General features: G+C 64.2%; 20 protein-coding genes and 2 pseudogenes. 12 read left to right on the top strand and 10 right to left on the bottom strand.

What is annotated here, in order from left to right; translation table 11 throughout:
- Positions 1 to 150 precede the first annotated feature (150 nt).
- Positions 151 to 582 (top strand): annotated as a pseudogene (locus IEX41_RS17005) (chemotaxis protein CheB); the annotation flags it as partial.
- Positions 545 to 1,333 carry a hypothetical protein gene (locus tag IEX41_RS17000; RefSeq protein ID WP_188791513.1) on the top strand — a complete coding sequence of 263 codons (789 nt, stop codon included), beginning with the start codon at positions 545 to 547 and terminating at the stop codon, positions 1,331 to 1,333. The pseudogene IEX41_RS17005 and the gene IEX41_RS17000, both read left to right, overlap by 38 nt.
- 178 nt (positions 1,334 to 1,511) lie before the next feature.
- On the opposite strand, the gene IEX41_RS16995 is transcribed toward IEX41_RS17000, so the two are convergent.
- From IEX41_RS16995 to IEX41_RS16970, 7 genes and pseudogenes are all read right to left on the bottom strand, one after another.
- Complete coding sequence (locus tag IEX41_RS16995; RefSeq protein WP_188791512.1) at positions 1,512 to 2,126, bottom strand: hypothetical protein; 615 nt, start codon at positions 2,124 to 2,126, stop codon at positions 1,512 to 1,514.
- A 92-nt stretch (positions 2,127 to 2,218) separates the two neighbouring features.
- Positions 2,219 to 3,538 (bottom strand): NAD(P)/FAD-dependent oxidoreductase, encoded by a 1,320-nt coding sequence (locus IEX41_RS16990; RefSeq protein ID WP_188791511.1) that lies wholly within the window; start codon positions 3,536 to 3,538, stop codon positions 2,219 to 2,221.
- Positions 3,535 to 4,353, bottom strand: a complete 819-nt coding sequence (locus IEX41_RS16985; RefSeq protein WP_188791510.1) for an ABC transporter permease — start codon at positions 4,351 to 4,353, stop codon at positions 3,535 to 3,537. The genes IEX41_RS16990 and IEX41_RS16985 overlap by 4 nt, the downstream gene beginning before the upstream one ends.
- A gap of 91 nt (positions 4,354 to 4,444) precedes the next feature.
- Positions 4,445 to 5,335: an ABC transporter permease subunit gene (locus tag IEX41_RS16980; RefSeq protein ID WP_188791509.1), complete on the bottom strand. Its 891-nt coding sequence runs from the start codon at positions 5,333 to 5,335 to the stop codon at positions 4,445 to 4,447.
- A 4-nt stretch (positions 5,336 to 5,339) separates the two neighbouring features.
- Positions 5,340 to 5,609: a TOBE domain-containing protein gene (locus IEX41_RS21930; RefSeq protein ID WP_373285657.1), complete on the bottom strand. Its 270-nt coding sequence runs from the start codon at positions 5,607 to 5,609 to the stop codon at positions 5,340 to 5,342.
- Between the two features lie 413 nt (positions 5,610 to 6,022).
- A pseudogene (locus IEX41_RS21925) lies at positions 6,023 to 6,791 on the bottom strand (ABC transporter ATP-binding protein); the annotation flags it as partial.
- A 76-nt stretch (positions 6,792 to 6,867) separates the two neighbouring features.
- The gene (locus IEX41_RS16970; protein WP_188791507.1) at positions 6,868 to 7,953 is read right to left on the bottom strand and encodes a polyamine ABC transporter substrate-binding protein; all 1,086 of its coding nucleotides are present in this window, start codon (positions 7,951 to 7,953) and stop codon (positions 6,868 to 6,870) included.
- Positions 7,954 to 8,083: 130 nt separating this feature from the next.
- Between IEX41_RS16970 and IEX41_RS16965 the strand changes: the two genes are divergently transcribed.
- On the top strand, positions 8,084 to 8,776 hold the full coding sequence (locus tag IEX41_RS16965; RefSeq protein WP_188791528.1) for a GntR family transcriptional regulator: 693 nt from the start codon (positions 8,084 to 8,086) through the stop codon (positions 8,774 to 8,776).
- A gap of 70 nt (positions 8,777 to 8,846) precedes the next feature.
- Positions 8,847 to 10,247, top strand: coding sequence for an aspartate aminotransferase family protein (locus tag IEX41_RS16960; RefSeq protein ID WP_188791506.1), 1,401 nt, complete (start codon positions 8,847 to 8,849; stop codon positions 10,245 to 10,247).
- Between the two features lie 42 nt (positions 10,248 to 10,289).
- Here IEX41_RS16960 and IEX41_RS16955 read toward each other — a convergent pair whose 3' ends face one another.
- Together IEX41_RS16955 and IEX41_RS16950 are read right to left on the bottom strand one after the other, a co-directional pair.
- Positions 10,290 to 10,919 carry a ZinT family metal-binding protein gene (locus tag IEX41_RS16955; protein WP_229673325.1) on the bottom strand — a complete coding sequence of 210 codons (630 nt, stop codon included), beginning with the start codon at positions 10,917 to 10,919 and terminating at the stop codon, positions 10,290 to 10,292.
- A gap of 215 nt (positions 10,920 to 11,134) precedes the next feature.
- Positions 11,135 to 11,509: a rhodanese-like domain-containing protein gene (locus IEX41_RS16950; protein ID WP_188791504.1), complete on the bottom strand. Its 375-nt coding sequence runs from the start codon at positions 11,507 to 11,509 to the stop codon at positions 11,135 to 11,137.
- Positions 11,510 to 11,759: 250 nt separating this feature from the next.
- Here IEX41_RS16950 and IEX41_RS16945 point away from each other — a divergent pair, with 250 nt between their 5' ends.
- The 3 genes from IEX41_RS16945 (at position 11,760) to IEX41_RS16935 (ending at position 16,249) form a co-directional block, all read left to right on the top strand.
- The gene (locus IEX41_RS16945) at positions 11,760 to 12,983 is read left to right on the top strand and encodes a urate hydroxylase PuuD (RefSeq protein ID WP_188791503.1); all 1,224 of its coding nucleotides are present in this window, start codon (positions 11,760 to 11,762) and stop codon (positions 12,981 to 12,983) included.
- A 279-nt stretch (positions 12,984 to 13,262) separates the two neighbouring features.
- Positions 13,263 to 15,155 carry a DNA mismatch repair endonuclease MutL gene (mutL, locus tag IEX41_RS16940; RefSeq protein WP_188791502.1) on the top strand — a complete coding sequence of 631 codons (1,893 nt, stop codon included), beginning with the start codon at positions 13,263 to 13,265 and terminating at the stop codon, positions 15,153 to 15,155.
- On the top strand, positions 15,152 to 16,249 hold the full coding sequence (locus IEX41_RS16935; RefSeq protein WP_188791501.1) for a DNA recombination protein RmuC: 1,098 nt from the start codon (positions 15,152 to 15,154) through the stop codon (positions 16,247 to 16,249). Before mutL ends, IEX41_RS16935 begins: the two co-directional genes overlap by 4 nt.
- Positions 16,250 to 16,567: 318 nt before the next feature.
- On the opposite strand, the gene argE is transcribed toward IEX41_RS16935, so the two are convergent.
- The gene (gene argE, locus IEX41_RS16930) at positions 16,568 to 17,722 is read right to left on the bottom strand and encodes an acetylornithine deacetylase (protein WP_188791500.1); all 1,155 of its coding nucleotides are present in this window, start codon (positions 17,720 to 17,722) and stop codon (positions 16,568 to 16,570) included.
- Between the two features lie 419 nt (positions 17,723 to 18,141).
- Between argE and IEX41_RS16925 the strand changes: the two genes are divergently transcribed.
- From IEX41_RS16925 to IEX41_RS16905, 5 genes are all read left to right on the top strand, one after another.
- Positions 18,142 to 19,242 carry an ABC transporter ATP-binding protein gene (locus tag IEX41_RS16925; RefSeq protein WP_188791498.1) on the top strand — a complete coding sequence of 367 codons (1,101 nt, stop codon included), beginning with the start codon at positions 18,142 to 18,144 and terminating at the stop codon, positions 19,240 to 19,242.
- A 114-nt stretch (positions 19,243 to 19,356) separates the two neighbouring features.
- The gene (locus IEX41_RS16920) at positions 19,357 to 20,463 is read left to right on the top strand and encodes an extracellular solute-binding protein (RefSeq protein ID WP_188791496.1); all 1,107 of its coding nucleotides are present in this window, start codon (positions 19,357 to 19,359) and stop codon (positions 20,461 to 20,463) included.
- Between the two features lie 151 nt (positions 20,464 to 20,614).
- The gene (locus IEX41_RS16915; protein WP_188791494.1) at positions 20,615 to 22,297 is read left to right on the top strand and encodes an ABC transporter permease; all 1,683 of its coding nucleotides are present in this window, start codon (positions 20,615 to 20,617) and stop codon (positions 22,295 to 22,297) included.
- Positions 22,298 to 22,302: 5 nt separating this feature from the next.
- Entirely contained in the window at positions 22,303 to 23,493 is a 1,191-nt protein-coding gene (locus IEX41_RS16910) for an ABC transporter permease (protein WP_188791492.1), read from the top strand.
- Between the two features lie 144 nt (positions 23,494 to 23,637).
- Positions 23,638 to 24,867: a PAS domain-containing protein gene (locus tag IEX41_RS16905; RefSeq protein ID WP_229673308.1), complete on the top strand. Its 1,230-nt coding sequence runs from the start codon at positions 23,638 to 23,640 to the stop codon at positions 24,865 to 24,867.
- Positions 24,868 to 24,869 lie beyond the last annotated feature (2 nt).

Raw genomic sequence — 24,869 nt, 5'->3', positions numbered from 1 at the left:
AAAATCGCAACGGTCCGCCAACGACTTCGCCAGTGACAGGGAAACAGCAAGGGGAAGGCAGAAGCTGAAGGTGCGCCGTCCGCAGACGGTGTTCACGTTCTCATTGTTGAGATCAGAGCCTCTGCCGGCTGAGTTACACCCCTCGAAGCCGTCTTCGTGAACGCGCCGGGCGCTTCCAGCTGGTGCTATATCGTGATTCAGCACCTGTCGCCTGACCACAAGTCGGGGATGGACGAGCTGCTGGCCTGCAAGACCAAGATGAAGATCCTTCATATGGTTGACGGGGTCGAGATCGCGCCTGACACGATCTTTCTCAACCGGCCAAGAAGCGGGTCGGTCCTTGGAGGGACGAAGTACCGTAATAGCCGGTACCACGATTATGACCAGGTGCCGCACCTGCCCATCGACGCGTTGTTCGCGTCCCTGGCCTCGCGTGCCGGGTGGCGGACCGCTGCGGTGATCCGGGTCCTGCTCGAGGCTGACAGCGACGATCAAGAGACCGATTTCGATCCTGACGCTGCCGGAATCACCTTCCGAGGACACCATGGTGCTGTCCAGTCGGGTGCACGAGCTCGAACGTGACCTGCTCCCCACCGGGGAAACCGTGCAGCATGTCAGTGAACGGCTCAAGGCCAGCTGCGAAGAACTTCAGGCCCCGAACGAGGAACTACAAGGTTCGAAAGAGGAATTGCACGCCGTCAACGAGGGGCTGGTCACGGTCAGCGCCGAGCACGAGCACAAGATTGGCGAGCTTTCGTCGCTCACCACGGAGACCGAGACGCTGCTCGACATCCTTGCCATCGGGCCGATCGTGGTGGACTCCGACATGAAGGTCACCCAGTTCAGACAGCGCGTGGCGCAGCGGTTCTCGTTCGAGCCGCATGATGTCAATCGCCACCTTAAGGTGATGGGGCCAAGGCTCGATTTCATCGACCTGACTGAAAGTGTGTCCGACGTGATCGAGACCGGCAATCCGATCTCGGTTCTGGGGCATGATGGCGAAGACATTGCCGTGAAGGTGCATCCGGTGCTCGAGGGAGGGCACCGTCGGCATTTGGGTGCCTTTGTCATCGTTCGCCCGTCATGGTGGGGGGCTGAGGCAGTCAGCGGGCTGCCGCACGGCAGAGTGTGGAGTGAGGCCGCGGGATCAGCTACCCCTTCTGGAGAGCGCGCTATCCCGCGTAGGGCAGGGCGCTTGGTCCATAAAGGCGCTCAGCAGAGGCCGCGCCTGTGCCGCCGACATCCGAGACGCATGTTCAGTGCCGGGAACAAGGTGAGCAGCTTGTCCCGTGTCGCACGGCTGCACCTGCCAAGCGTCCATGGACCGGAATAGGGCGTCTCTGTCCGCATCCCCTTGTGAAGTACGTTGGGGTGGCAACAACGGTTGGAGATAGCTCCTCCGGGTCTTGCCGCGAGCTTGCCGCACCGTCCGTCGTCCTGCCGGGCCAGCATCGCGGCCCGCCTCCTTACGTCCTCTTCGCAGATGACCGGATCACTGCCCCGGTCTGCCTTCACCACAAAAAGTTCACTGCGCAGCCGCGGATCGGCGTGTCGGTCGCGGCGCTGCCGTGGATGTCGTCGGCGCCGCCACGGTTCGTATGGCCGAGGCCGGGATCGAAGGTCGGCGCGGTGAATATGGAACAGGCCGGGGCCTTGATGCCGTCGATTTTGGTGCTGCTGATCACCTCGCAGGTGACGCCGGGCACCAGCTTGGGCACAGCGAGCACGCTAGGCAGGTTGCCGCCGATCTCGACCGTGCAGAGGTCGAAAAGATTGCCCTCGGCATCGGTGATGGAGACCTTGTCCTCGATAGGGATGCGGCCTGACCCGATGCTGCTGTTGCCCGAGTTGTGCGCCCTGCCGGTTTGGGTGCTGCCATCGCCAATCTCGTCACTGCCGGTGTCACCGACGAAGGTGGGATCGTCGTCGGTAATGGTCAGCGTGAACAGATCGCTCGGGGTCTCGAAGCCCGGGTCAATCCACAGGGTACGCCAGGATTGATGACGATGGTCCTGGTCGATGCGCCGAAACTGCCGAGAGTGTAGACCATGATTCCGTTGGTCGGCATGGGGGTGGTCCAGGGTGCCGGTCCGGTAGTTGTGCTCGGATCGGCCCCCAGGGGACACGGCTCAAGAGTAAGGAGACGGTCGTGCTTTTGCGGGCGGCGCGCTTCTTACTCGTAAGCCGTTCGCGCCCCGACGCGCACGGGCCGGTGGTCTCAGAGGTCTAGCGTGCTTGCCACGGCGTAGGCCGGGACCAGGAGCGCGCGGCGGTGGCGTCCCAGCGGGAAACGCCCGGGGGGCTCGCGCATGGGAGCGGGGTGGATCACTCGGGGCGCCTTGCCCTGCACGAGATCGGCAAGGATGACGCCCGTGTGGCTGCCCATGGCGACGCCGTTGCCGTGGTAGCCCATCCCGGCGAACAGCCCGTCGTGATCGGGGACCGCTCCGGCAAAGGGCACGAGGTCGGGCATCAGGCACACCAGTCCCGCCCATTCATGGTCGATCCGCACGTCGCACCAGCCGGGGAACATGGCCTGGAAGTCCGCCCTGATCCGCGCCGAGATCGCCCGCGTGGCGCGGGGCGTCGCGGTCAGACCGCCGCGCATGCCGAACAGGAACCGGTTGTCGGGCATCAGGCGGAAATAGTGCAGCAGCGTGCGTGTGTCATAGGCCATCTGCCGAGAGGTCCAGCCCTGCCGGGCCTGCATCTCGGGCGTCAGTGGCTCGGTGACGATGACGCTCGATTGTACCGGCAGGTAGCGGGCGCGCAGCCAGGGCGGCAGATCTTCCGAGGAATAACCGTTTGTCGCAAGGATCACCCGGTCGGCGGTGACGGTGCCATGGGGCGTGGTGAGCTGCCAGCGGCCATTACGGGTCATCGAGGTGACCGGGCTGTGACCGTGCAGGGCAGCGCCGGCGGCCAGAGCGGCGCGGCCCAGGCCCGCGTGGTACTTGCGAGGGTTAAGGGCAAAGCCTAGCGGGATGGTCATGGCACCGAAGAATGGGCCCGACAGGCCCTCGGCCGCCATGCCTTCCATGTCCACGAGGCGGGGGGTGACGCCGTACTCGGCCTCGATTTCTCCGGCCTCCTGCCGCAGGCGGGTGAAGGCGCGCGAGGAATGGGCGATGAGGGTCTCACCCTCGGAATGCCTGTCGGCGTCGATCTGGTGGCTGTCGAGCAGGGACGCCACGCTGTCCACCGCGGCCTTCTCTGCACGACGCCACTCGGTCAGGCCCTCTTGGCCCCAGGCGTTGCGGATGCGCCGCCCGGAGGCTTTGGCGCCCCCGAGGCAACAGAAGCCGCCGTTGCGTCCCGAGGCACCGTAGCCGGGGTGTTCCGCCTCGAGCAGAACCGTGTCCACCCCGTCCTGTGCCAAGTGCAACGCCGCCGAAAGGCCAGTGAAGCCGCCGCCGATGATGGCGACCTCGGCATGGCGGTCGCCCTCCAGCCTGGGCCAGTCTTCGGCGGGCACGGTCTGCGCCCACCAGCAATCGCCCTGCGGGCCATAGGCCGGGGCTTCGTAGATGCGTTTCATGCCGTGCGCGCCGCCGCCTGTTCGTCGCGGGCCTGTGCCACTGCCGCGCGCTTGGTGATGATCGAGGCGGTGACGACGCCGATGGTGACGATGGCGATCAGCAGCGTCGACAGAGCGTTGATCTGCGGGCTGACCCCGAGCCGCACCGCCGAGAAGATCTTGATCGGCAGGGTGGTTGCCGACGGCCCGGTGGTGAAGCTGGCGATCACGAGGTCGTCGAGGGACAGGGTGAAGGCCAGCAGCCAGCCTGAGATCACCGCCGGTGCGATGATCGGCAGGGTGACCAGCCGGAACGCATCAAAGGCCGAACAGCCAAGATCAAGCGCGGCCTCTTCCAGCGCGCGATCGAAGGTGGCGAGGCGTGAGGACACCACCACCGACACGTAGCACATGGAAAAGGTGGTGTGCGCCAGCACGATGGTGAACACCCCCCGGTCGAGGCCGATACCGATGAAGAGCAGCAGCAGCGACAGGCCGGTGATGACTTCGGGCATGACCAGCGGCGCATAGATCATCCCCGAGAACAGCGTGCGCCCATGGAAGCGCCCGGCGCGGACAAGGACGTAGGCTGCGAGCGTGCCGAGCACCGTTGCCAGCGTCGACGAGAACACCGCGACCTTGAGCGTCACCCATGCCGCGTCGAGGAATTCCTGATCGCGGAAAAGCTCGCCATACCATTTGGTCGAGAAGCCCGCCCAGACGGTAACGAGGCGGCTTTCGTTGAAGCTGTAGATCACGAGGATGATCATCGGCAGGTAGAGGAAGGCAAAGCCGAGGGTCAGCGAGGTGACGTTGAACCAGGAGGTGCGTTTCATGGGCGTGCTCCTGTCCCGGCGGGGGCGCTGGTGGCGCGGCCGGATGTGCGTATTTGGAAAGAGAAGAAGGGCAGGGGGCGGCGCGGGGTCGTCATCCTTCCGCCTCCCGTGCCTTCTGTTCGTTGCGCTGGAAGAGCACGATCGGGATGATCAGGATCGCCAGCAGGATCACTGCCACCGCCGAAGCCACGGGCCAGTCGCGGTTGTTGAAGAACTCTTCCCAGAGCACCTTGCCGATCATCAGCGTGTCCGACCCGCCAAGCAGCGATGGGATGACGAATTCGCCAAGCGCGGGGATGAAGACAAGGAAGCAGCCCGCGATGATGCCTGGGCGCGACAGCGGCCACGTCACCAGCCAGAAGGCCGACAAGCGCGAGCAGCCGAGGTCTTCCGCGGCCTCGAGCAGGCTGCCGTCGAGCTTTTCCAGCGCGGAGTAAATGGGCAGGATCATGAACGGCAGGTAGGTGTACACAATGCCGATGTAGACCGCGACGTTGGTGTTCATGATCTGCAGCGGCTGGTCGATGATCCCCAGCGCCAGCAGCACCGCGTTGAGCGGCCCTTCGCTGGCGAGGATGCCCATCCACGAGTAGACGCGGATCAGGAACGAGGTCCAGAACGGCAGGATCACCAGCATCAGAAGGGTGGGGCGCCATGCTTCGTCGGCGCGGGCCATGGCGTAGGCCACCGGGTAGCCCACCGCCAGTGTGATCAACGTCGACAGCCCCGCGATCTGCACCGAGCTGAGGTAGGATTTCCAGTAGAGGTCATCCGTGGTCAGGAAGACGAAGTTCTCAAAGTCGAGCTCGGAGAAGAACGCGCCGAGCCCCTCGAGCCCGGCGCTGAAATCGAACTGCGGCGTGTAGGGGGGGCGGGCCAGCGCGATGTCCGAGAGCGAGATCTTCAGAACGATCAGGAACGGCACCAGGAACAGTGCGGTGAGCCAGAGATAGGGGATGGCGATGAGGATGGCGCGGCGCATGGGCTTACTCCTCGAGCACGACGCCGGCGGTTTCGGTGAAGCCGACCCAGACCGTGTCTTCCCAGGTGATGGGGCGGTTGGCGAGACGGCGGGCGTTGACCATCTGCGCCTTGACCATGCGGCCCCCGGCCAGCTCCACGTGGTAGGTGGAGATGTTGCCGAGGTAGGCGATGTCGATGACCTTGCCCTCGTAGACATTCGGGCGGTCCGGGCGGACCGTGTCGATGGTCACCTTCTCGGGGCGGATGGAATAGGTCACCTCGCGGCCGTCCATTGCCGGATCGCCGCCCGCGGCGATGATCGGAGGCTGGCCTTCGGCCCAGTCGATGAAGATGCCGCCGGGCTTGATGGCGGGCTCGGCCGGCTGCGCGGTGGCGGCGGGCTCGGGCTTCGGCGCGGCCAGTTCCTCTGCGTTGGGGGGCGGCAGGCGGCGCGGTGCGGTGGTGCGGTCGCCGAGGAAGCGGCGGAATATCTTGTCGTAGAGCCAGTCGCCCTTGGCATCAGGAGCGGGCAGGCGGGCGACCGTGGGGCCTTCGGGGGGCGTTGCTGTGGGCGAGGGGGCGGGCTCGGCCATTGGCGCCGTGGCCGTCTGGTCGGCAGCGGCCTGGTCAGGAACAGGCTGGTCAGAGACAGGCTGATCGGGCGCGGCGGCCGCGATCTGCGTGTCCTCCGGGCGGGCGCGGGCCTTGCCGGGGAAGAGGTTCACGTCGCCGATGAAATCCGCAACGTAGACCGAGTTCGGCGCCTCGTAGATCTGTCCGGGCGTGTCGACCTGCACCAGCCGGCCCTCGTCCATCACCGCGATGCGAGAGGCGACGGTCATCGCCTCTTCCTGGTCGTGGGTCACGATCACGAAGGTGGTGCCGGTCTTTTCCTGAATGTCCATCAGCTCGAACTGCGTTTCCTCACGCAGCTTGCGGTCGAGTGCCCCGAGCGGCTCGTCGAGCAGCAGCAGCTTTGGGGCCTTGGCGAGCGACCGGGCCAGGGCGACGCGCTGGCGCTGGCCGCCGGAAATCTGGTGGGGTTTGCGCTTTGCAAAGCGGGTCAGGCGCGTGAGGCGCAGCATCTCTTCCACGCGCGTGTCGATGAAGGCCTTGTCCCGTCCCTCGCGGCGCAGGCCGAAGGCGATGTTTTCCCAGATCGACAGGTGTGGAAACAGAGCGTAGCTCTGGAACATCATGTTCACGGGGCGCTTGTTCGGCGGCACATCGTTTATGTCCTGCTCGGCCAGAAGGATGTTGCCCTCGGTCACCGTTTCGAACCCTGCGAGCATGCGCATCATCGTCGTCTTGCCGCAGCCCGAGGGGCCGAGGAGCGCGAAGAATTCCTTCTCGTAGATCTTCAGGGAAAGATCATCGATCGCGGTGAATTCGCCGAAGCGCTTGGTCACGTTGCGGAATTCGATCAGAGGCTTCTGATCGGCCTCCGTCCACGGGGCAAAGACGGTCTGGGCCATGCGGGCTAATGTCCTGTCAGTTGAAACGGCCCGCACCGCAGGGGTGCGGACCAGTCAGAGCGCTGTCGGTCGAAGCTCAGGTGCCCGACTTGATCCGCGTCCACAGCCGGGTGAGGTTCCGCTGCTCGCGCGGCGGGAACGGGGTCACCGTGTAGAGGTTCTCGAGCGAGGATTCGTCGGGATAGATGGCGGTGTCATCAATGACGTCCTCGATCAGGTACTCCTGAGAAGCGAGGTTGCCATTGGCGTAGTAGACGTAGTTCGACGCCGCGGCCATGTTCTCGGGATCCATGATGAAGTTGAGGAAGGTATGCGCCCCCTCGGGGTTCGGCGCATCGACCGGGATGGCCATCTGGTCGAACCACATCAGCGCACCTTCCTTGGGCGCGTTGAAGACGATCTCCACGCCGTTCTCGGCATCGGCGGCACGGTCGCGGGCCTGCAGCACGTCGCCGGACCAGCCGAAGGCCACGCAGATGTCACCGTTGGCAAGGGCGTTGATGTACTCCGAGCTGTGGAATTTCTCCACGTAGGGGCGGATGGGCATCAGCACCTCTTCGGCGGTGGCAAGTGCTTCTTCATCCTTGCCGTCCGGGTCGGCCCCAGCATAGGTGAGTGCCGCCGGAATGATCTCGGTCGGGGCGTCCAGAAGCTGCACGCCGCATTCGGCAAGCTTCTCCGCGTTCTCGGGATTGAAGATCAGCTCGAGGCTGTCGATGGGCGCGTCTTCGCCCAGCACTTCGCGCACCTTGTTGACGTTCACGCCAAGGCCGGTCGTGCCCCACATATAGTTGATCGAATAGGCATTTTCCGGATCGTAGGTTTCGGTCCGCTCGGAAATCACGTCCCACATGTTTTCGAGGTTCGGCAGCTGGGACTTGTCCAGCTCCTGGAAGGCACCGGCTTGGATCTGGCGCTGCAGGAAGGTGCCGGTGGGCACCACCACATCATAGCCCGATCCGCCCGCAAGCATCCGGGTTTCGAGCATCTCGTTGCTATCGAAGACGTCGTAGATCAATTCGAGGCCGGTTTCTTCCTCGAACTTGATCAGCAGATCCTCGTCGATGTAGTCGGACCAGTTGTAGACGCGCACTTCCTGCGCCTGGGCCATGCCGGCCATCAGGGCGAGGGTTGCGGTGAAACTCAGAAGGGGTGTCTTCATAGTGTGCTCCCGTTGGACCTGAAGGGTCCGGTTCAGTTTGGGGTCTTGGCGCCCCTGATGCTGATTTGATCAAATGTTGCCAAGCAAGGCAATAACGGTGATGTTTCCACGCAGAGGTGTCACGTGCAAGATGGCTTGTCGGGCGCTTTGGTCAACAAGAAGGCAGGTGGTGAAATTGCAAGCAGAAGGTGCCCGGCTCCCGAGCCATGAACTTGTCTACCGTCGCCTGCGCGAGATGATTCTGTTCGGCGAGCTTGAGCCGGGGCAGGCGGTGACCATTCAGGGACTCGTCGATCAGCTCGGTGTCGGGATGACTCCGGTGCGCGAGGCGCTGCGCCGTCTCATCGCCGCCGGGGCGCTGGTGTTCCAGGACAACCGGCGCATCACGGTGCCGGTGCTCGATGCCGCCGCCATCGAGGAGTTGGAGCTGGCGCGGATCGCGCTCGAGCCACAACTGGCGAGGCGGGCGGCGGAACGTGTCGGCCCGGATGATGTGGCGCGCCTGCGGGCGACGGACGAACGGCTCGACGCGGCCATCGGCAAGGGGGACGTCCACGGTTACCTTGTGGAGAACCACCAATTCCACGCGGAGCTCAACGACATTGCCGCCGCGCCGATCCTCACCGACCTCGTGGAGGGGCTGTGGCTGCGCTTCGGCCCGTCACTGCGGGTGGTCTGCGGGCAGTTCGGCACCCGCAACCTGCCGGATCAGCACAAGGCGATCCTCGAGGCGCTTGCAAGCGGTGATGCGGACGCTGCCGCCCGCGCCATGGAAGCCGACGTGGTGCAGGGCATGAGTCAGATCGCCAGCGGTCAGACCTGAGTCCATTGACATAGAATAATTTGATCATATTCTCGGCGGCAACTCTCCCTGACAGTTTCGGAGGCGTGCCATGACGCTTATTTCGACCAATACCCCCACCGCAGAGCTTCAGGCTCTGGACGCCGCCCACCACGTCCATCCGTTCACCACGAACGACGATCTTGCCAAGAAGGGCGCCCGGGTCATCACCCGCGCGGAAGGCGCCTGGCTGACCGACAGCGAGGGCGAGCGCATCCTCGACGGCATGGCGGGGCTGTGGTGCGTGAACATCGGCTACGGCCGCAAGGAGCTGGCCGCCGCCGCCGCGCGCCAAATGGAAGAGCTGCCCTATTACAACACCTTCTTCCAGACGACCCACGTGCCCGCCATCCAGCTGGCCGCGCGCATCGCGGAGCTGGCACCGGGCGATCTCAACCACGTGTTCTTTGCCTCCTCGGGCTCCGAGGCCAACGACACCAACATCCGCCTCGTCCGCACCTACTGGGCCGAGAAGGGCCAGCCGGAGCGGCAGGTCATCATTTCACGCTGGAACGCCTACCACGGTTCGTCCGTCGGCTCGCTGAGCCTTGGCGGCATGAAGGGCATGCACGGGCAGGGCGGTGGTGTGATCCCCGGCGTGCATCACATTGACCAGCCCGACTGGTGGTCCGAGGGCGGCGACATGACCCCCGAGGAGTTCGGCCTCGAACGCGCCCGCCAGCTAGAGGCGGCCATCGAGGAGATCGGCCCCGAAAAGGTCGCCGCCTTCATCGCGGAACCCATTCAGGGCGCTGGCGGCGTGATCGTGCCGCCGGAAACCTACTGGCCCGAGATCGAGCGCATCGTGAAGAAATACGGCATCCTGCTGATCGCGGACGAGGTGATCTGCGGTTTCGGGCGCACAGGCAACTGGTTCGGCAGCCAGACCGTGGGCATCCAACCGGACATCATGACCATCGCCAAGGGGCTCAGCTCGGGCTACCAGCCCATCGGCGGATCGATTCTGTCGGACGAGGTGGCGAGCGTGATCGCGGGCACCGAGTTCAACCACGGCTACACCTATTCCGGCCACCCGGTGGCCAGTGCCGTGGCGCTCGAGAATCTGCGCATCCTCGACGAGGAGGGCATCGTCACCCGTGTCCGCGAGGACACCGGCCCCTACCTCAAGGAGAAGTTCGAGACGCTGGCGGACCATCCGCTGGTGGGCGAGGCCAAGATCGTCGGCTTCATGGGCTCCATTGCCCTGACCCCGGACAAGGCCGCACGCGCGCCGTTTGCCTCGGATGCGGGCACAGTGGGCTACATCTGCCGCGAGCGCTGCTTTGCCAACAACCTGGTAATGCGCCATGTGGGCGACCGCATGATCATCTCGCCGCCTCTGGTGCTGTCGAAATCCGAGATCGACACGCTGATCGAACGGGCGTGGACGTCGCTGGACGAATGCCACGAACGGCTCAAGGCCGAAGGGCTGATGGTCGCGGGCAGCCGCTGACCAGAATGAGCGCGGCGCCCCAACTCGGCGCCGCGCAGGTTTTCAGTGGGCCATCATCTCGGCGGCCACTTCGTTGCCGGTGAGCGATGCCGGGTAGTATGTCGGCCAGTTGGTCACTTCCTCGAGCAGGGCGGCGCGGTCGTCGCCCCAGTAGAGGTGATAGTGATCCGACACTTGCGGCGCGATGATGTGGTCGCTGAACTGGATGTACTCCGGGGCGGCCTCGTCTCCGCTGTCCTTGCGGAACACGAAGCGCACGCCGCGGTTGCCCGCCGCATAGGTCAGGACTTCATAGCCATCATCCACGTAATGCCCTTCCGCCGCGCCGTCGGGGCCGTGAAAGGTGACCGAGCCCTCCGTGATCTCGATACGGTCCACGTCGGTAGCATAGCCGGTTTCGTAGGTGGCAGTGTACTCTTCGGCGGTCTTGTCGCCGTGTTCGGCCTTGTGCGCCATTACCGCGTCGAGCGTGCCGTCCTGCAGCAGTGGGTAGACCGACTGCCAGTCGCCTTCCCAGTCCGATAGCTCGCGGTTCTCGATCTGCGCATCGTCGAAGACGCCGCGAGAGATGTCGTCCGAACCGTGTTCGTGTGCGTGATCATGCTCGTCGGCGTGGTCATGCCCGTGAGCGTGGTCATGATCGTGGTCGTGGGTCTCGGCCAAGGCAGGCATCGCGAGTCCAAGCACGGAGGCGGTCAAGAGTGCCCCGAGGGCAGTGTTCAGAGGTCGTTGCACGGGTCTGTCCTTATGGTCTTGATTCGATATGTTATATCGTAACGTAAGCATGACCTAGCGATGCCCGTTCTGATTGGCAATCCCGCACATGCGCCGAAACGGCAAAAAGGACGCCGCATGGGGCGCCCTTTGGTGCAGGTCGATTGTCGCGCTCAGTCCACTTTCTTGGGTGCGCCGCTGCCCATGTCGGTGCCGATGTAGGGCTTCTTGGCGGCTTTCCACGCGCCAAAGCCCCCCTCCATATGAGCGAGATTGCCGATCCCGGCCTCGATCGCCATGCGGGCCATCTTGTCCGACCGCACCCCAGAGCCGCAATGCAACACGATGCGTTTTTCGCCCTGGCCGGGCAGCTTCTCGGGGCGGAAGAACGCCATGGGCATCAGCAAGGCACCCTCAATATGCTCGAACATGTATTCCTGAGGGGTGCGCACGTCGATCAGCACGATTTCGTTAGCGGCAAAGGCCTGCGCCACCTCGTCGACGGTCCAGGTCTCGAGCGTCTTGTCTCCGATGGTCTCAGTCTTCATCGTGATCCCTTCCGATCCGTTGCAAAGCCATTCCACATGCAAGATGTGTCTTCCTGCCGGGCTTGCAAGGCCGCGCGTCCCGCCTGTTCAACCCAAGGGCAAGCCTGTGAAAAACGTCACGTTTCCATGGCAGGCCTGCGCTTTGAGGATGCAGAGCGCTGCGCTTTGGGGTTTGCTGGCCGCAACGGCCTGCGCCCTGTATGAGAAGACGGGCCGAAAGGAACCCTGCACGACCAGCGGAGAACGGGACATGATAAACTTCATCGCCATGGAAGCATGGCTGGAATTCGCGGTGCGCTGGCTGCACGTCATCACAGCCATCGCGTGGATCGGATCATCGTTCTATTTCATCGCGCTCGACCTTGGCCTGCACCGAGACCGCAACCTGCCTTCGGGCGCCGATGGCGAGGAGTGGCAGGTTCACGGGGGCGGCTTCTACCACATCCAGAAGTACCTGATCGCGCCGGACAAGATGCCGGGCGATCTCATCTGGTTCAAATGGGAAAGCTATGCCACGTGGCTGTCGGGCTTTGCCATGCTGGTGCTGGTCTACTACCTCGGCGCGGAGTTCTACCTTGTGGATGCCAACGTGCTCGATATCCCGATCTGGGCGGCCATCGTCATCTCGCTGCTGTCGCTTTCGGTAGGCTGGATCTGCTACGACCAGCTGTGCAAGTCGAAGTTCGGCGAGGACAACACCCGCCTCATGCTGCTGCTCTTCGTGCTGCTTGTGGTGATGGCATGGGCCTACACGCAGGTGTTCTCGGGGCGGGCGGCGCTGCTGCACCTCGGGGCATTCACCGCGTCGATCATGACCGCCAACGTGTTCTTCATCATCATGCCCAACCAGCGCATCGTGGTGGCCGATCTTCAGGCGGGCCGGGTGCCCGATGCCAAGTACGGCAAGATCGCCAAGCAGCGCAGCACCCACAACAACTACCTCACCCTGCCGGTGATCTTCCTGATGCTGTCGAACCACTACCCGCTGGCCTTCGCGAGCGAATACAACTGGATCATCGCCAGCCTCGTGTTCCTCATGGGGGTGACCATCCGGCACTATTTCAACAGCCTGCACGCGCGGAAGGGCAACCCGCACTGGACGTGGCTGGCCACCGCGCTGCTGTTCCTTGCGATCATGTGGCTCAGCACCGCCAACCTGCCGGGTGAGGCGGACATGGACGCGCAGGCAAGCGCGGCAATGCGCAAATACGCCGAGGCCGAGGGCTTTGCCGAGGTCGAGCAGATCGTGCTGGGCCGCTGTTCCATGTGCCACTCGGCCGAGCCGGGGTGGGAGGGCCTGCACTGGGCACCCAAGGGCGTTCACCTAGACAGTGTCGGTGGCATCGCGGCCAATGCGCGGGCGATCTATCTGCAGGCGGGGCTGTCCACTGCCATGCCGCCCGCCAACCTGTCGTTGATGGAACCGGCAGAGCGCGAGGCGATCCGGCGCTGGTTCGAAGGCGTGGGCGGCTGAGCTTTCAGCCCTTGAACACCTTTGAAGCCGGGCGGAACCACATGGCGGCGAAGCGGTCGCCATAGAGTGAGGCGATGGATTCGTAGACGACGCGGGTGACGGGCATGATGCTCTCCATTCTGCTCTGTCGTATCCCGCGATATTTGATTGATGCGCGCGGGCTGCGGAAAGGTTAACGAATATTACCAAACGATTGGACCCCGACCTTGGTTGCATCCCTGCCTCGAGGTTCCCAGAGGGGCATTTCAGAATCGCGGGGCCGCTGCTAGGTTTAGTGCGATGAACACGCACAGCCCCAATATTCGCCCCGTTATTCGGCAACTCGACGATGCCGCGATCAACCGTATCGCCGCAGGCGAGGTGGTCGAACGGCCCGCCTCTGCGGTCAAGGAATTGGTCGAGAACGCCATCGACGCGGGCGCGCGCCGGGTGTCGGTGGACATCGCTGATGGCGGCAAGACACTGATCCGCGTCACCGATGACGGCTGCGGCATGTCCGGGGAGGAGCTGCCGCTGGCGCTGTCCCGTCATGCCACGTCGAAGATCGACGGGAGCGACCTGCTCGACATCAACAGCTTCGGCTTCCGGGGCGAGGCGTTGCCGTCGCTTGGGGCCGTGGGGCGGCTGGTGATCCAGAGCCGGGCGCAGGGCGAGGAAGGCGCGGAGATCAGCGTCTCAGGTGGGCAGATCGGCGCGGTGAAGCCCGCCGCGCTCAACGGCGGCACGGTGGTCAGCCTGCGTGATCTGTTCTACGCGACCCCGGCGCGACTGAAGTTCCTGCGCACCGACCGGGCCGAGATGCAGGCGATCTCGGATGTGCTAAAGCGCCTATCCATGGCCGAGCCGTCCGTGGGCTTCACCCTGCGCGACGTGTCGGACGGCAAGGACCGCGTGACCTTCCGCGCCGATCCCTGCACCGGGGATCTCTTCGATGCCCTGCGCGGGCGGCTGGGACAGGTCATGGGGGCCGAGTTCACCGACAACGCGCTTTCGGTGGATGCCGAACGCGAGGGCTTCCGCCTCACCGGCCTTGCGGCCCTGCCGACCTATTCGCGCGGCTCGTCGGTGGCGCAGTATCTTTTCGTCAACGGGCGTCCGGTGCAGGACAAGCTGCTGGTGGGGGCGCTGCGCGGGGCCTACGCCGATTTCCTCAGCCGCGACCGGCACCCGGCGGCGGCGCTCTTCGTGGATTGCGACCCGCATCTGGTGGATGTGAACGTGCATCCGGCAAAATCCGAGGTGCGCTTCCGCGAGCCGGGGCTTGTGCGCGGGCTGATCGTGTCGTCCCTGCGCCACGCACTGGCCGAAGCCGGTCACCGCGCCTCGACCACCGTGGCGGGGGCGACGCTTGGCGCCATGCGCCCCGAGGCGCCCGGCGCCCCGCGCGTCTACCAGATGGACCGTCCCTCGCAGGGCGCGCTTGGCATGGCCTACCGGGCGCAGGCGCCGCAGCCGGGCTATGCGCCCGAGCCCGCCTATGCGCCGGCGCCGCGGGAAGACGGCTTTGCCGAGTTCTCCGGCGGCTGGTCTGGCCGGGTCGAGGTGCCGGACACCTCCGAACCCACGGCGCCTGAGGCGCCGCGCCCCGAGGGGCTGCCGCTTGGGGCCGCGCGGGGGCAGGTGCACGAGAATTACATCATCGCCCAGACCTCGGACGGCATCGTCATCGTCGACCAGCACGCTGCGCATGAGCGGCTGGTCTATGAAAAGCTCAAGCGCCAGATGGCGGAACGCGGCGTGCCCGCGCAGGCCCTGCTGATCCCCGACATCGTGGAGTTTTCCGACAGCGACCTCACGCGGCTGCTGTCCGTGGCAGAGGACCTGTCGCGAATGGGCCTGTCCATTGAGCCCTTCGGTGGCGGAGCCGTTGCCGTGCGCGAGACGCCCGCGATCCTTGGCGAGGTGGACAGCAAGGCGCTTCTGCGCGACATCCTCGACGAGCTGTCCGATTATGGCCAGAGCCAGCTGGTGCAGGAAAAGATCGAGGCCATCCTGAGCCGCGTCGCCTGCCATGGCTCGATCCGGTCCGGGCGGCGCATGCGCGGCGAGGAGATGAACGCGCTGCTGCGCGAAATGGAGGCAACGCCCCATTCCGGCCAGTGCAACCACGGCCGACCCACCTACGTAGAGCTGAAGCTGTCGGATATCGAGAGGCTCTTCGGGCGCACATGATCGGAAATATCTCGCTGGAGGACCCTCGCATCCTGCTCGGGCTGGTGGTCGGGATCATCCTTCTGGCCATGGTCATGGCAATCCGCGCCGCGAACCGCGCCGCCCGGCTGGGCGCACCGCTGGCGCGGCTGGGCCAACAGGTACAGGCGCTGGGGGAGGGGCAGGAACGCCTTGCCGGCGGGCTGCATCACGTCACGGAGGCGCAAGCCCAGAGTCAGCAGGCAATGCTCGAACTGATGGAACGGCGGCTGGCCGAGGTGCAGGGCCGCATGGCCGAAAGCCTGCACGGCACCGCCCGCCGCACGGCGCATTCACTGGGCGAGCTGCAACAGAGGTTGAAGGTGATCGACCGGGCGCAGGAGAACATCTCGCGCCTGTCGGGGGACGTTCTGTCCTTGCAGGACATCCTGTCGAACAAGCAGACCCGCGGTGCCTTTGGCGAGATCCAGTTGCAGGACATCGTCGCCAAGGCACTGCCGCCCGATGCCTTCACCTGGCAGGCGACCCTGTCCACGGGGCGGCGGGCGGATTGCCTGATCCACATGCCCAATCCCCCGGGGTCTATCGTCATCGACGCGAAGTTCCCGCTCGAGGCCTACGAGGCGCTTATGCGGGCCGAAAAGGGAGATGCTCGAAACCGCGCCGCGCAGGCGTTCCGGCTGTCGGTGCGCAAGCACCTGCGCGACATCGCTGAACGCTACATCATCGAGGGCGAAACCTCGGATTCGGCGCTGATGTTCCTGCCGTCGGAGGCGGTCTATGCCGAGCTGCACGCCAACCACCCCGAGGTGGTGCGCGAGGGGTTCCGCCTGCGGGTCTGGATCGTGTCGCCCACCACCTGCATGGCAACGCTCAACACCCTGCGCGGCATCCTCAAGGACGCCCGCATGCGCGAGCAGGCCGGGGCCATCCGGCGCGAGCTGGCGCTTCTGGCGGCGGACGTGGACCGGCTGGGCACGCGGGTCGACAACCTTGACCGGCATTTCGGGCAGGCGGCCAAGGATGTGGCCGAGATCCGCATCTCCGCCGAGAAGGCGGGAAACCGGGCACGGCGCCTCGATGCCTTCGATTTCGCCGATGGCGAGGAGGGGTAGGGGGCTGCCACTGCTTGCGGGTCCCCTTGGCCCGGAGGGGACGTCCCTGATACCGCCCGCGTTCTGCCTATGCTCACGTTACAATGGGCGGACAGGCGCAAAGGGGCGCTGCCCCCTCGGCCTGCGGCCTCACCCCCGGCGTACTTCTAAAGAGAAGAAGAGCAGGGCTGCGCGCTGTTCGGTTATGCTGCGATCTTTCTTTTCCTGTGGGGCAAGAGGGTTACGCGACTGCCCGTCAGGATGGTGGCGTGTGTCCGGAGGGGCGTGACGCGCAATCGGATGGCAAGGCCGTGGACCCGCAGCAAGAGCAGCGCCTGTTCAGGCAGTGATGCTACGGGTCAGGCCCTGAAGCATGTCGAGGCATTGCGACAGCTGCCCACGGGCGACGAATTCGTCCGGCTTGTGCGCCTGCGCGATGGAGCCGGGGCCGCAAAGCACCACCGACATGCCCATTTCCTGAAAGAGGCCCGCCTCGGTGCCGAAGGGGACCACCGACGCCTCGTTCTGCCCGGTGAGCTGGGCGATGAGGTCGCGGGCAGCGTTATCCTCCATGGGTTCGAGCCCGGCGACCTCACCGATCACCGTGGTGTCGATGCGGGCGGCGGGGTGGGTGGCCCGCATGGCGGGAAGCAGCTCGGTCTCGACGTAGGCGTGCAGCGCGTCCTTGACGAACTCGGCGTCGCCGGGCTGGACCGGGCGCATCTCCCAGTCGATCTCGGCAAGGCCGGGGATGACGTTGTGCGCGACCCCGCCCGACAGCCGTCCCACGTTCACGGTGGTCCAGGGCGGATCGAAGCGCGAGCCTTCCGGGGCGCGTCCTTTCAGCGCCTCGGCCAGTTGCATCAGGCGGGTGACGTAGCGCACCGCGTAGTCCACTGCGTTGACGCCGTGGTCTGGGCTCGAGCCGTGCCCTTCAAGCCCGTGGAAGCGGCAAGTGTATTCACAGCAGCCCTTATGACCCTCGATGATGCGCATCTCTGTGGGCTCGCCCACGATGGCGATGGAGGGCGCGTAGCCGCGACGCTTCAGTTCGGGGACAAGGGCGCGGGCGCCGAGGCAGCCGATTTCCTCATCATGGGTAAAGCACAGATGAACCGGTCGGGTCAGCGTGGCCTGCGACAGCGGCTCGGCCATGGCGAGGGCGGCGGCGATAAAGCCTTTCATGTCGCAGGTACCGCGCCCGTAAAGCAACCCGTCCCGTTCTAGCATCGTGAAGGGATCCGAAGACCATGCCTGATCGGTCACGGGCACCACGTCGGAATGGCCCGAAAGCACGATCCCGCCGGGCATATCGGGGCCGATGGTGGCGAACATGTTGGCCTTGGTGCCTGTTTCGTCACCGAAAAGCTCGACCCGCGCGCCAAGGGCCTCCAGGCGGTCCGCCATCCAGTCCATCATCTCGAGGTTGCTGTCCTGCGAAATTGTGGGGAAGGCGATGAGGCGCTCGAGGATGGTTTCGGTCTGCTCCAGCATGGAGGTCTCCCGTTGGGCTGAGGACTTGTTCGGATCTAGGACCGGATGCGGGGATGACACAAGGGCTGCGAGCGGTCGGATGTGCCTCGCGGGGCCTTCAGTTCCGATGCGATTGATGAATTTCGCGCCAGCGCCGAGCCTAAATTATGGTGAAACCGACGATTCTGCCCAGATTATTGGCAGCGCGAGGCGGGTGTCGGCACTGTTGTGCTGGAATTAGAGCAGTCGATTGTTCTGAATGATGCTTTGAAAGTGGCGCTTTTGTCTGAAAAGCGTCGCTTTCATGCCCGGATATCCTGTAGTTTGACCGCCAATATCAGGGCTGAGCCTAAGCGGTTGCAAGACTGTCCCGGACGGGTTTTAGTTCGGGATACAAGACAGCGGAGCAAAATCCGCGAGACAAAAACGGGGAGCCGGAGTTGCCAGATACCGGAGCAAGCGACGCATTCGTCGCGTTCGAACGCGTGCAAAAAAGCTATGACGGCGAAACGCTCGTCGTCAAGGATCTGAACCTGAGCCTGCCGAAAGGCGAGTTCCTGACCATGCTTGGGCCGTCGGGTTCGGGCAAGACCACCTGCCTGATGATGCTGGCCGGGTTCGAGACTGCCACCAACGGCGAGATCAAGCTGGATGGCGTCAGCATCAACAACATCCCGCCGCACAAGCGCGGCATCGGGATGGTCTTCCAGAACTACGCCCTTTTCCCGCACATGACCGTGGCCGAGAACCTCTCCTTCCCGCTGGAAGTGCGCAAGATCGGCAAGTCCGAGCGCGAGAAGAAGGTGCAGCGTGCGCTCGACATGGTCGAGATGGGGGCCTTCGGCGGCCGGCGTCCGGCGCAGATGTCCGGCGGTCAGCAACAGCGGATCGCACTGGCCCGCGCGCTGGTCTTCGAGCCCGAGCTGGTGCTCATGGACGAACCGCTCGGCGCGCTGGACAAACAGCTGCGTGAGAAGATGCAGTTCGAGATCACCGACCTGGCCCACCGCCTTGGCATCACCGTGGTCTATGTGACCCACGACCAGACCGAGGCGCTGACCATGTCCGACCGCGTCGCTGTGTTCGACGATGGCCGCATCCAGCAGCTGGCCCCTCCGGACGAGCTGTACGAGGCGCCGCAGAACAGCTTCGTGGCGCAGTTCATCGGCGAGAACAACACGCTCGAGGGCGTGGTCAAGGAGATTAAGGGTGACCACTGCATCGTCCAGCTGGACGGCGGCGAGACCATCGACGCCAAGCCGGTCAATGTCAGCAAGGTGGGCGAACGCACCCGCGTGTCGATCCGCCCCGAACGGGTCGAGGTCGACCCGCAGCTGGGCCCCGATGCCCATACGCTGAAGGCGACGGTCAAGGAATTCGTCTACATGGGCGATATCTTCCGGACCCGCCTGCAGGTGGCCGGGAACAGCGATTTCGTCATCAAGACGCGCAACCGCCCCGACCAGCGCCGGCTTCGTCCCGGCGAAGAGGTCACCATCGGCTGGTTGACCGAGGATTGCCGCGCGCTCGACGCCGGGTGATCCGACATTCGGACCGGCGCGTCCCTGTGATGCGCCGGCCCTCAGCAACGGGGCCGCAGCCAAGACCCGTGGCGCTGCCCTACAAACACTACGGGTCGCAATGGGAGCTTACGAATGAAACTGACCAAGACACTTCTGGCATCCACGGCGCTGACCGTCGCCGCCGGTGCGGTGGCCGCTCAGGACATGGCCGACAGCATGACCATCGTGTCGTGGGGCGGTGCCTACCAGCGCAGCCAGGACGAAGCCTATGTGAAGCCCTACCTCGAGGAGCACCCCGAGGTCAGCGTTTCCTGGGATGAAAGCTCGAACGAGGCGGTGGCCCGCCTCCGCGCAATGAACGAAGCCGGCAACGTGACCTGGGATCTCGTGGACGTGGTGGCCGCAGATGCCATCCGCCTGTGCGACGAAGGCCTCGCCATGGAATACGATCCTGACGAGCTGCTCGCCGAAGGCGATGACGGCACCTCGGCCGAGGACGATTTCGGCGACCTGATCGTGTCCGACTGCTACATCCCGCAGATCGTCTACTCGACCACCGTCGGCTACCGCACCGACCTCGTCGGCGACACCCCGCCGTCTGACATCTGCGCGATCTTCGATCTCGAGACCTACCCGGGCATGCGCTCGCTCGAGCGTCGTCCGATCAACAACATGGAATGGGCGCTGTACTGCGACGGCGTGGCCAAGGACGAGATCTACGACGTTCTCGAGACCCCGGAAGGCCAGGACCAGGCGCTTGCCAAGCTCGACACCATCAAGGACAACGTCGTGTGGTGGTCTGCCGGTGCGGATACCCCGCAGCTGCTGGCCGACGGCGAAGTCATCATGGGCTCGACCTACAACGGCCGCCTCTTCTCGCTGATCGTCGAGCAGGACCAGCCGGTCGACATGCTCTGGGACATGCAGGTGTTCGACCTTGATGGCTGGATCATCCCGGCCGGTCTGTCGGACGAGGCGCTCGCCCGCGTGAAGGACTTCCTGTACTTCGCCACTGACACCCAGCGCCTTGCGGACCAGGCAGCCTACATCTCGTACGGCCCGGCGCGTGAATCCTCGGCCCCGCTGGTTGGCCAGCACGCAGAGCTCGGCATCGACATGGCGCCGCACATGCCGACCGATCCGGCCAACGCCGGGAACACGCTGCTCTACAACTACGAGTTCTGGGCCGACTACCGCGACGACATCGACGCGAAGTTCCAGTCCTGGCTCGCGCAATAAGCGCTTGCGGGCTGACGCCTGAACCTTCCGGAGGGGCCGTTCGCGGCCTCTCTGATCCCACCGGCTGCAAGGGGGCGGGTGGCGGTCGTTCCGCGCGGGATGACCAGCACATAAAAGAATTCATAAAGAACAGAAAACCGACGGGGACAGCATGACCGACGCCACAGGCCCGGACAAATTTGATGCACCGACACCGGACAATGCAATGCGCATGGCCGACAAGACCAACGGCCCGATGCTTTCCGCCGACGGCACGCCACTGAAGAAAAGCCTCGCCAAGGCGCTGCGCATGCAGAAGATAAGGGCGCTGGCGCTGATCGCGCCGCTGTTGATCTTCGTGCTGGTGTCCTTCATCCTGCCCATCGGTGACATGCTCTTTAGGTCGGTCGAGAACCAGATCGTCTCCGACACCATGCCCCGCGCCACCGAGGCGCTCGAGGAATGGGACGGCGCTGGGACACCGCCTGAAGCGGTCTACGAGGGCGCCTATTACGACCTGTTCTTCGCGGCGGAGCAGCGTATCCATACCCGCCTTGGTTCGCGCCTGAACTACGAACAGACCGGCGCATCCTCGATGTTCCGTCGCTCGGGCCGTGGGCTCGATGACATCGGCGAGCTCTACCGGGACCAGTTCGAGGATCTTGACGAAAACTGGGACGAGGCCATGCCTTGGGCCGAGCTCATGGGCGATCCTGAGTGGATTGCCGAGCAGTCCGAATGGCAGGAGGGCGATTCCCAGCCCGAATTCACCCTGCGCGAGGGCATCGCCGACATTCTGCCGAAGACCGCAGAGCAATACGAGAACTTCGCGCTCTTCCAACAGGACGAGGAAGAGAACAGCCCGCTCGAGGAAGAGCCGTGGTCCGCGGTCCATACCGCGCTTTACCAGGACCTCGCCGCGAACGACCTGTCCTCCTACAGTGGCCCGCGCGCCGACATGCTGATCGCCGCGGACGAGCTGGTGGCCAGCCCCGATTTCGAAAGCCTCACCTTCCAGCAGGGCTTCGAGGAGATCGACGAGGATTGGGTCGACCCCGAGATCTGGCGGACAATCAAGCTTTATTCGCCGGACTACACCTCGGGCTATTTCCTGAACTCCGTCGACATGGAGCTGACGCCTGACGGTGTGCAGCCCCGTCCCGAGAACGAGCGGATCTACATCATGCTGTTCCAGCGGACCCTGTTCATGTCGCTGATGATCACCTTCAGCTGCATTCTGCTGGCCTATCCGGTGGCCTATCTGCTGTCGAACCTGCCGGCACGGTCGGCAAACCTGCTGATGATCCTCGTACTTCTGCCATTCTGGACGTCGCTGCTGGTGCGGACGTCGGCCTGGAAGGTCATGTTGCAGCAACAGGGCGTCATCAATGACGTTCTGGTGTGGATCGGGCTTGTGGCGGATGATTCCCGACTGACCATGATCAACAATCAGTTCGGCACGATCGTGGCCATGACCCACATCCTGCTGCCCTTCATGATCCTGCCCATGTACTCGGTGATGTCGACGATCCCGCCCACCTACGTGCGCGCTGCGAAGTCGCTCGGGGCGACCAACTGGACGACCTTCTGGCGGGTCTATTTCCCGCAGTCGATCCCGGGCATCGGGGCAGGGTCGATCCTCGTGTTTATCCTTTCGATCGGCTACTACATCACGCCCGAAATCGTTGGCGGCAACACCGGTACGTTCATCTCGAACCGGATCGCCTACCACATCTCGAGCTCGCTCAACTGGGGCCTCGCCGCGGCACTGGGTGCCATCCTGCTGGCGGTGGTCCTGATCCTCTACTGGGCCTACGACCGCATCGTCGGCATCGACAACGTGAAGCTGGGGTAAAGACCATGAGTGACGTGATCCTCACACCCGCCAAGAAGCAGCCCCTGAACTTTACCCTTCCAGTGGTCGGAGCCGCCGGGGCTTTCGCGGGCATCTTCATCGGGGCCGCCAACGGCTCGAGCCTTCTGGGCATCATCGGGGGCGCCATCCTGATGGCGGCACTGGCCTTCGTGCTGGTGCAGATCTTCGGGACGCAATCCGAGAAAGCCGTGCGCTGGGGCGTTGTCGCTCTCTTCGCGCTGGTCGGGTTCCTTCTCGGAGCCATCCCCGGTCTTGTCATCGGGGCGCTGTTCGGCTGGTTTTTCGGCTGGTTCTCCTACTGGGTGGGCTTCGGGCGCTACCGGGTGCACCTCGTGCCATATCTCACGGCAGGACAGGTGCTGTGGCACTACACCTTCCGGGTCATCTGCGGGGCGATCTTCGTCTTCCTCATCACCCCGATCATCGTGGTGATGCCGCTGTCCTTCAACGCGGAGAACTTCTTTACCTTCACGCCGGAAATGCTGCGCTTCGATCCCGAAGGCTACAGCCTGCGGCACTACCGCGACTTCCTGACCAACCCTGAATGGACCAGGGCCGTTAAGAATTCGTTGCTTATCGCACCGGTTGCGACGCTGATCTCGGTATCGCTGGGCACGCTGGCCGCCATCGGCCTGTCGCAATCGCACGTGCCGGGCAAGCGGGCGATCATGGCGATCCTCATTTCGCCGATGATCGTGCCGCTGATCATCTCAGCCACCGGCATGTATTTCTTCTACTCAAAGATCGGCATCGTCGGCACCTACTGGGGCGTCGTGCTGGCGCACGCGGTGCTGGGAATTCCCTTCGTCATCATCACCGTGACCGCCACGCTGGTCGGTTTCGACCGGTCGCTGACGCGGGCTGCGGCCAACATGGGCGCAAACCCGCTGACCACCTTTTTCCGGGTGCAGATGCCGCTGATCCTGCCGGGCGTGATCTCGGGCGGCCTGTTTGCCTTCATTACCTCTTTCGACGAGGTCGTGGTGGTCCTGTTCATCGGTTCGGCGGAGCTGCAAACCCTTCCTTGGCAGATGTTTACCGGCCTGCGCGAACAGATTTCGCCGACCATTCTGGCGGCCGCGACGATCCTCGTGGGGATCTCGATCCTGCTGCTCAGCACTGTCGAACTGCTGCGCCGCCGCTCGGAACGTCTGCGGGGCATGAGCCCGGGCTGACACGAGGCGACATTCTGCGAAGACATGGAGCGCGGGCATCGAAAAGATGTCCGCGTTCAGCTTTTGGTAAGAGTGCGCGGTACATGGTCGCCGCAGATGCCCTGACAGCCCGAGGCCACTATGTCGCAACATGATTCCCAACTCGTGACCCAGACCCGCAGCAGCGGCATGGGGGAGGTCCCGTTCGAGACGGGCAGCATGTTCTATTCCCGCACGGATAGGCGCGGTGTGATCATCGAGGGGAACAGCGTTTTTCGGCGCATATCGGGCTTTGGTTGGGAAGAACTGAAAGGGGCGCCACACAAGCTGGTGCGTCATGCGGACATGCCGACGGGTGTGTTTCACCTGTTCTGGGAACGGCTGAAAGCGGGCAAACAGGTTTCGGCCTACGTCAAGAACAAGACAAAGGATGGGCGGCATTACTGGGTGCTCGCGGTGGCCTGGCCCATACCCGATGGCTACATTTCCGTCCGGATCAAGCCACATACGGAGCTGTTCGCCAGCGTGCGCGAGATCTATGCTGAGATGCGCCGAGCCGAGCTTGAGGATGGCGTCACCCCGGCGCGCAGCTGCGAGGCGCTGCTGGCAGCCCTGCAAGAACACGGGTTCGAGACATATGACGCTTTCATGTCCGCCGCCCTGTCGCGAGAACTGGAAGAGCGGTCGAAGCGGACCGGCATTGCGCTCGACTCCCGGCAACAACGGTTCCTGACGATGGTACACACCATCAACCAGATCCGCGAAGAAACCGATGCTATGACCGAGATCATCAAGGCGATCCGCACGGTGCCCATGAACATGCGCATTCTCGCCTCCCGCCTCGAGAATGCCGGTGGTCCGATCAGCGCCATCTCGGTGAACTACGGCTCCATGCTGGACGAGATGGCGACCTGGGTGCACGAGTTCGTGGAGGGGCGTGACAGCACTTACATTCGCATGCGTGAAACCATCGAGCGGGGACAATTCCTCGTCTGCGCCGCAGTCATGCAAAGGGAGATGTCGACCTTGTTCGAGGAAGACATGCGCGGAGCACCGAACACCGCGGCACTGCAGGCAGACCAGCAGACACTTCGCACCGAGGCGACGCAGTTCGGCAAGCTTTCGGACGAGGCGCTCAAGGTCGTGGAGACCGAGGCGACACGCCTTGGGCGCAGCGTACTTGACATGAAGCGCTACGTGACCGGACTCAGCTCGACCCGGATGATGTGCAAGATCGAAAGTGCGACGCTGAATGGCTCGGGGGATTCATTGTCAGGCATCGTCGACCAGCTCGACGCCGGTCAGGATGAGATCGAGGCCCGCCTGGCCAAAATCGTCGAACTGAACACCATCATCCAGTCCAACACGGCCATGCTGCGCGCGGTCACGAACTGAAG

This window comes from Salipiger pallidus, assembly GCF_014643635.1.
Classification (GTDB): Bacteria; Pseudomonadota; Alphaproteobacteria; order Rhodobacterales; family Rhodobacteraceae; genus Salipiger; species Salipiger pallidus.
Note: the sequence above shows the minus strand (reverse complement) of the source record. Positions and strands in the feature narration are given on the sequence as shown.

Excerpts from the sequence above, each read along its gene's own strand:
- IEX41_RS16960 (WP_188791506.1), top strand. The coding sequence starts at position 8,847 with ATGACGCTTATTTCGACCAATACCCCCACCGCAGAGCTTCAGGCTCTG.
- IEX41_RS21930 (WP_373285657.1), bottom strand. The coding sequence starts at position 5,609 with ATGGACGGCCGCGAGGTGACCTATTCCATCCGCCCCGAGAAGGTGACC.
- IEX41_RS16945 (WP_188791503.1), top strand. The coding sequence starts at position 11,760 with ATGATAAACTTCATCGCCATGGAAGCATGGCTGGAATTCGCGGTGCGC.
- IEX41_RS16955 (WP_229673325.1), bottom strand. The coding sequence starts at position 10,919 with ATGCCTGCCTTGGCCGAGACCCACGACCACGATCATGACCACGCTCAC.
- IEX41_RS16985 (WP_188791510.1), bottom strand. The coding sequence starts at position 4,353 with ATGAAACGCACCTCCTGGTTCAACGTCACCTCGCTGACCCTCGGCTTT.
- argE (WP_188791500.1), bottom strand. The coding sequence starts at position 17,722 with ATGCTGGAGCAGACCGAAACCATCCTCGAGCGCCTCATCGCCTTCCCC.
- IEX41_RS16980 (WP_188791509.1), bottom strand. The coding sequence starts at position 5,335 with ATGCGCCGCGCCATCCTCATCGCCATCCCCTATCTCTGGCTCACCGCA.
- IEX41_RS16915 (WP_188791494.1), top strand. The coding sequence starts at position 20,615 with ATGACCGACGCCACAGGCCCGGACAAATTTGATGCACCGACACCGGAC.
- mutL (WP_188791502.1), top strand. The coding sequence starts at position 13,263 with ATGAACACGCACAGCCCCAATATTCGCCCCGTTATTCGGCAACTCGAC.
- IEX41_RS16910 (WP_188791492.1), top strand. The coding sequence starts at position 22,303 with ATGAGTGACGTGATCCTCACACCCGCCAAGAAGCAGCCCCTGAACTTT.
- IEX41_RS16965 (WP_188791528.1), top strand. The coding sequence starts at position 8,084 with ATGGCTTGTCGGGCGCTTTGGTCAACAAGAAGGCAGGTGGTGAAATTG.
- IEX41_RS16990 (WP_188791511.1), bottom strand. The coding sequence starts at position 3,538 with ATGAAACGCATCTACGAAGCCCCGGCCTATGGCCCGCAGGGCGATTGC.
- IEX41_RS16920 (WP_188791496.1), top strand. The coding sequence starts at position 19,357 with ATGAAACTGACCAAGACACTTCTGGCATCCACGGCGCTGACCGTCGCC.
- IEX41_RS17000 (WP_188791513.1), top strand. The coding sequence starts at position 545 with ATGGTGCTGTCCAGTCGGGTGCACGAGCTCGAACGTGACCTGCTCCCC.
- IEX41_RS16950 (WP_188791504.1), bottom strand. The coding sequence starts at position 11,509 with ATGAAGACTGAGACCATCGGAGACAAGACGCTCGAGACCTGGACCGTC.
- IEX41_RS16970 (WP_188791507.1), bottom strand. The coding sequence starts at position 7,953 with ATGAAGACACCCCTTCTGAGTTTCACCGCAACCCTCGCCCTGATGGCC.
- IEX41_RS16935 (WP_188791501.1), top strand. The coding sequence starts at position 15,152 with ATGATCGGAAATATCTCGCTGGAGGACCCTCGCATCCTGCTCGGGCTG.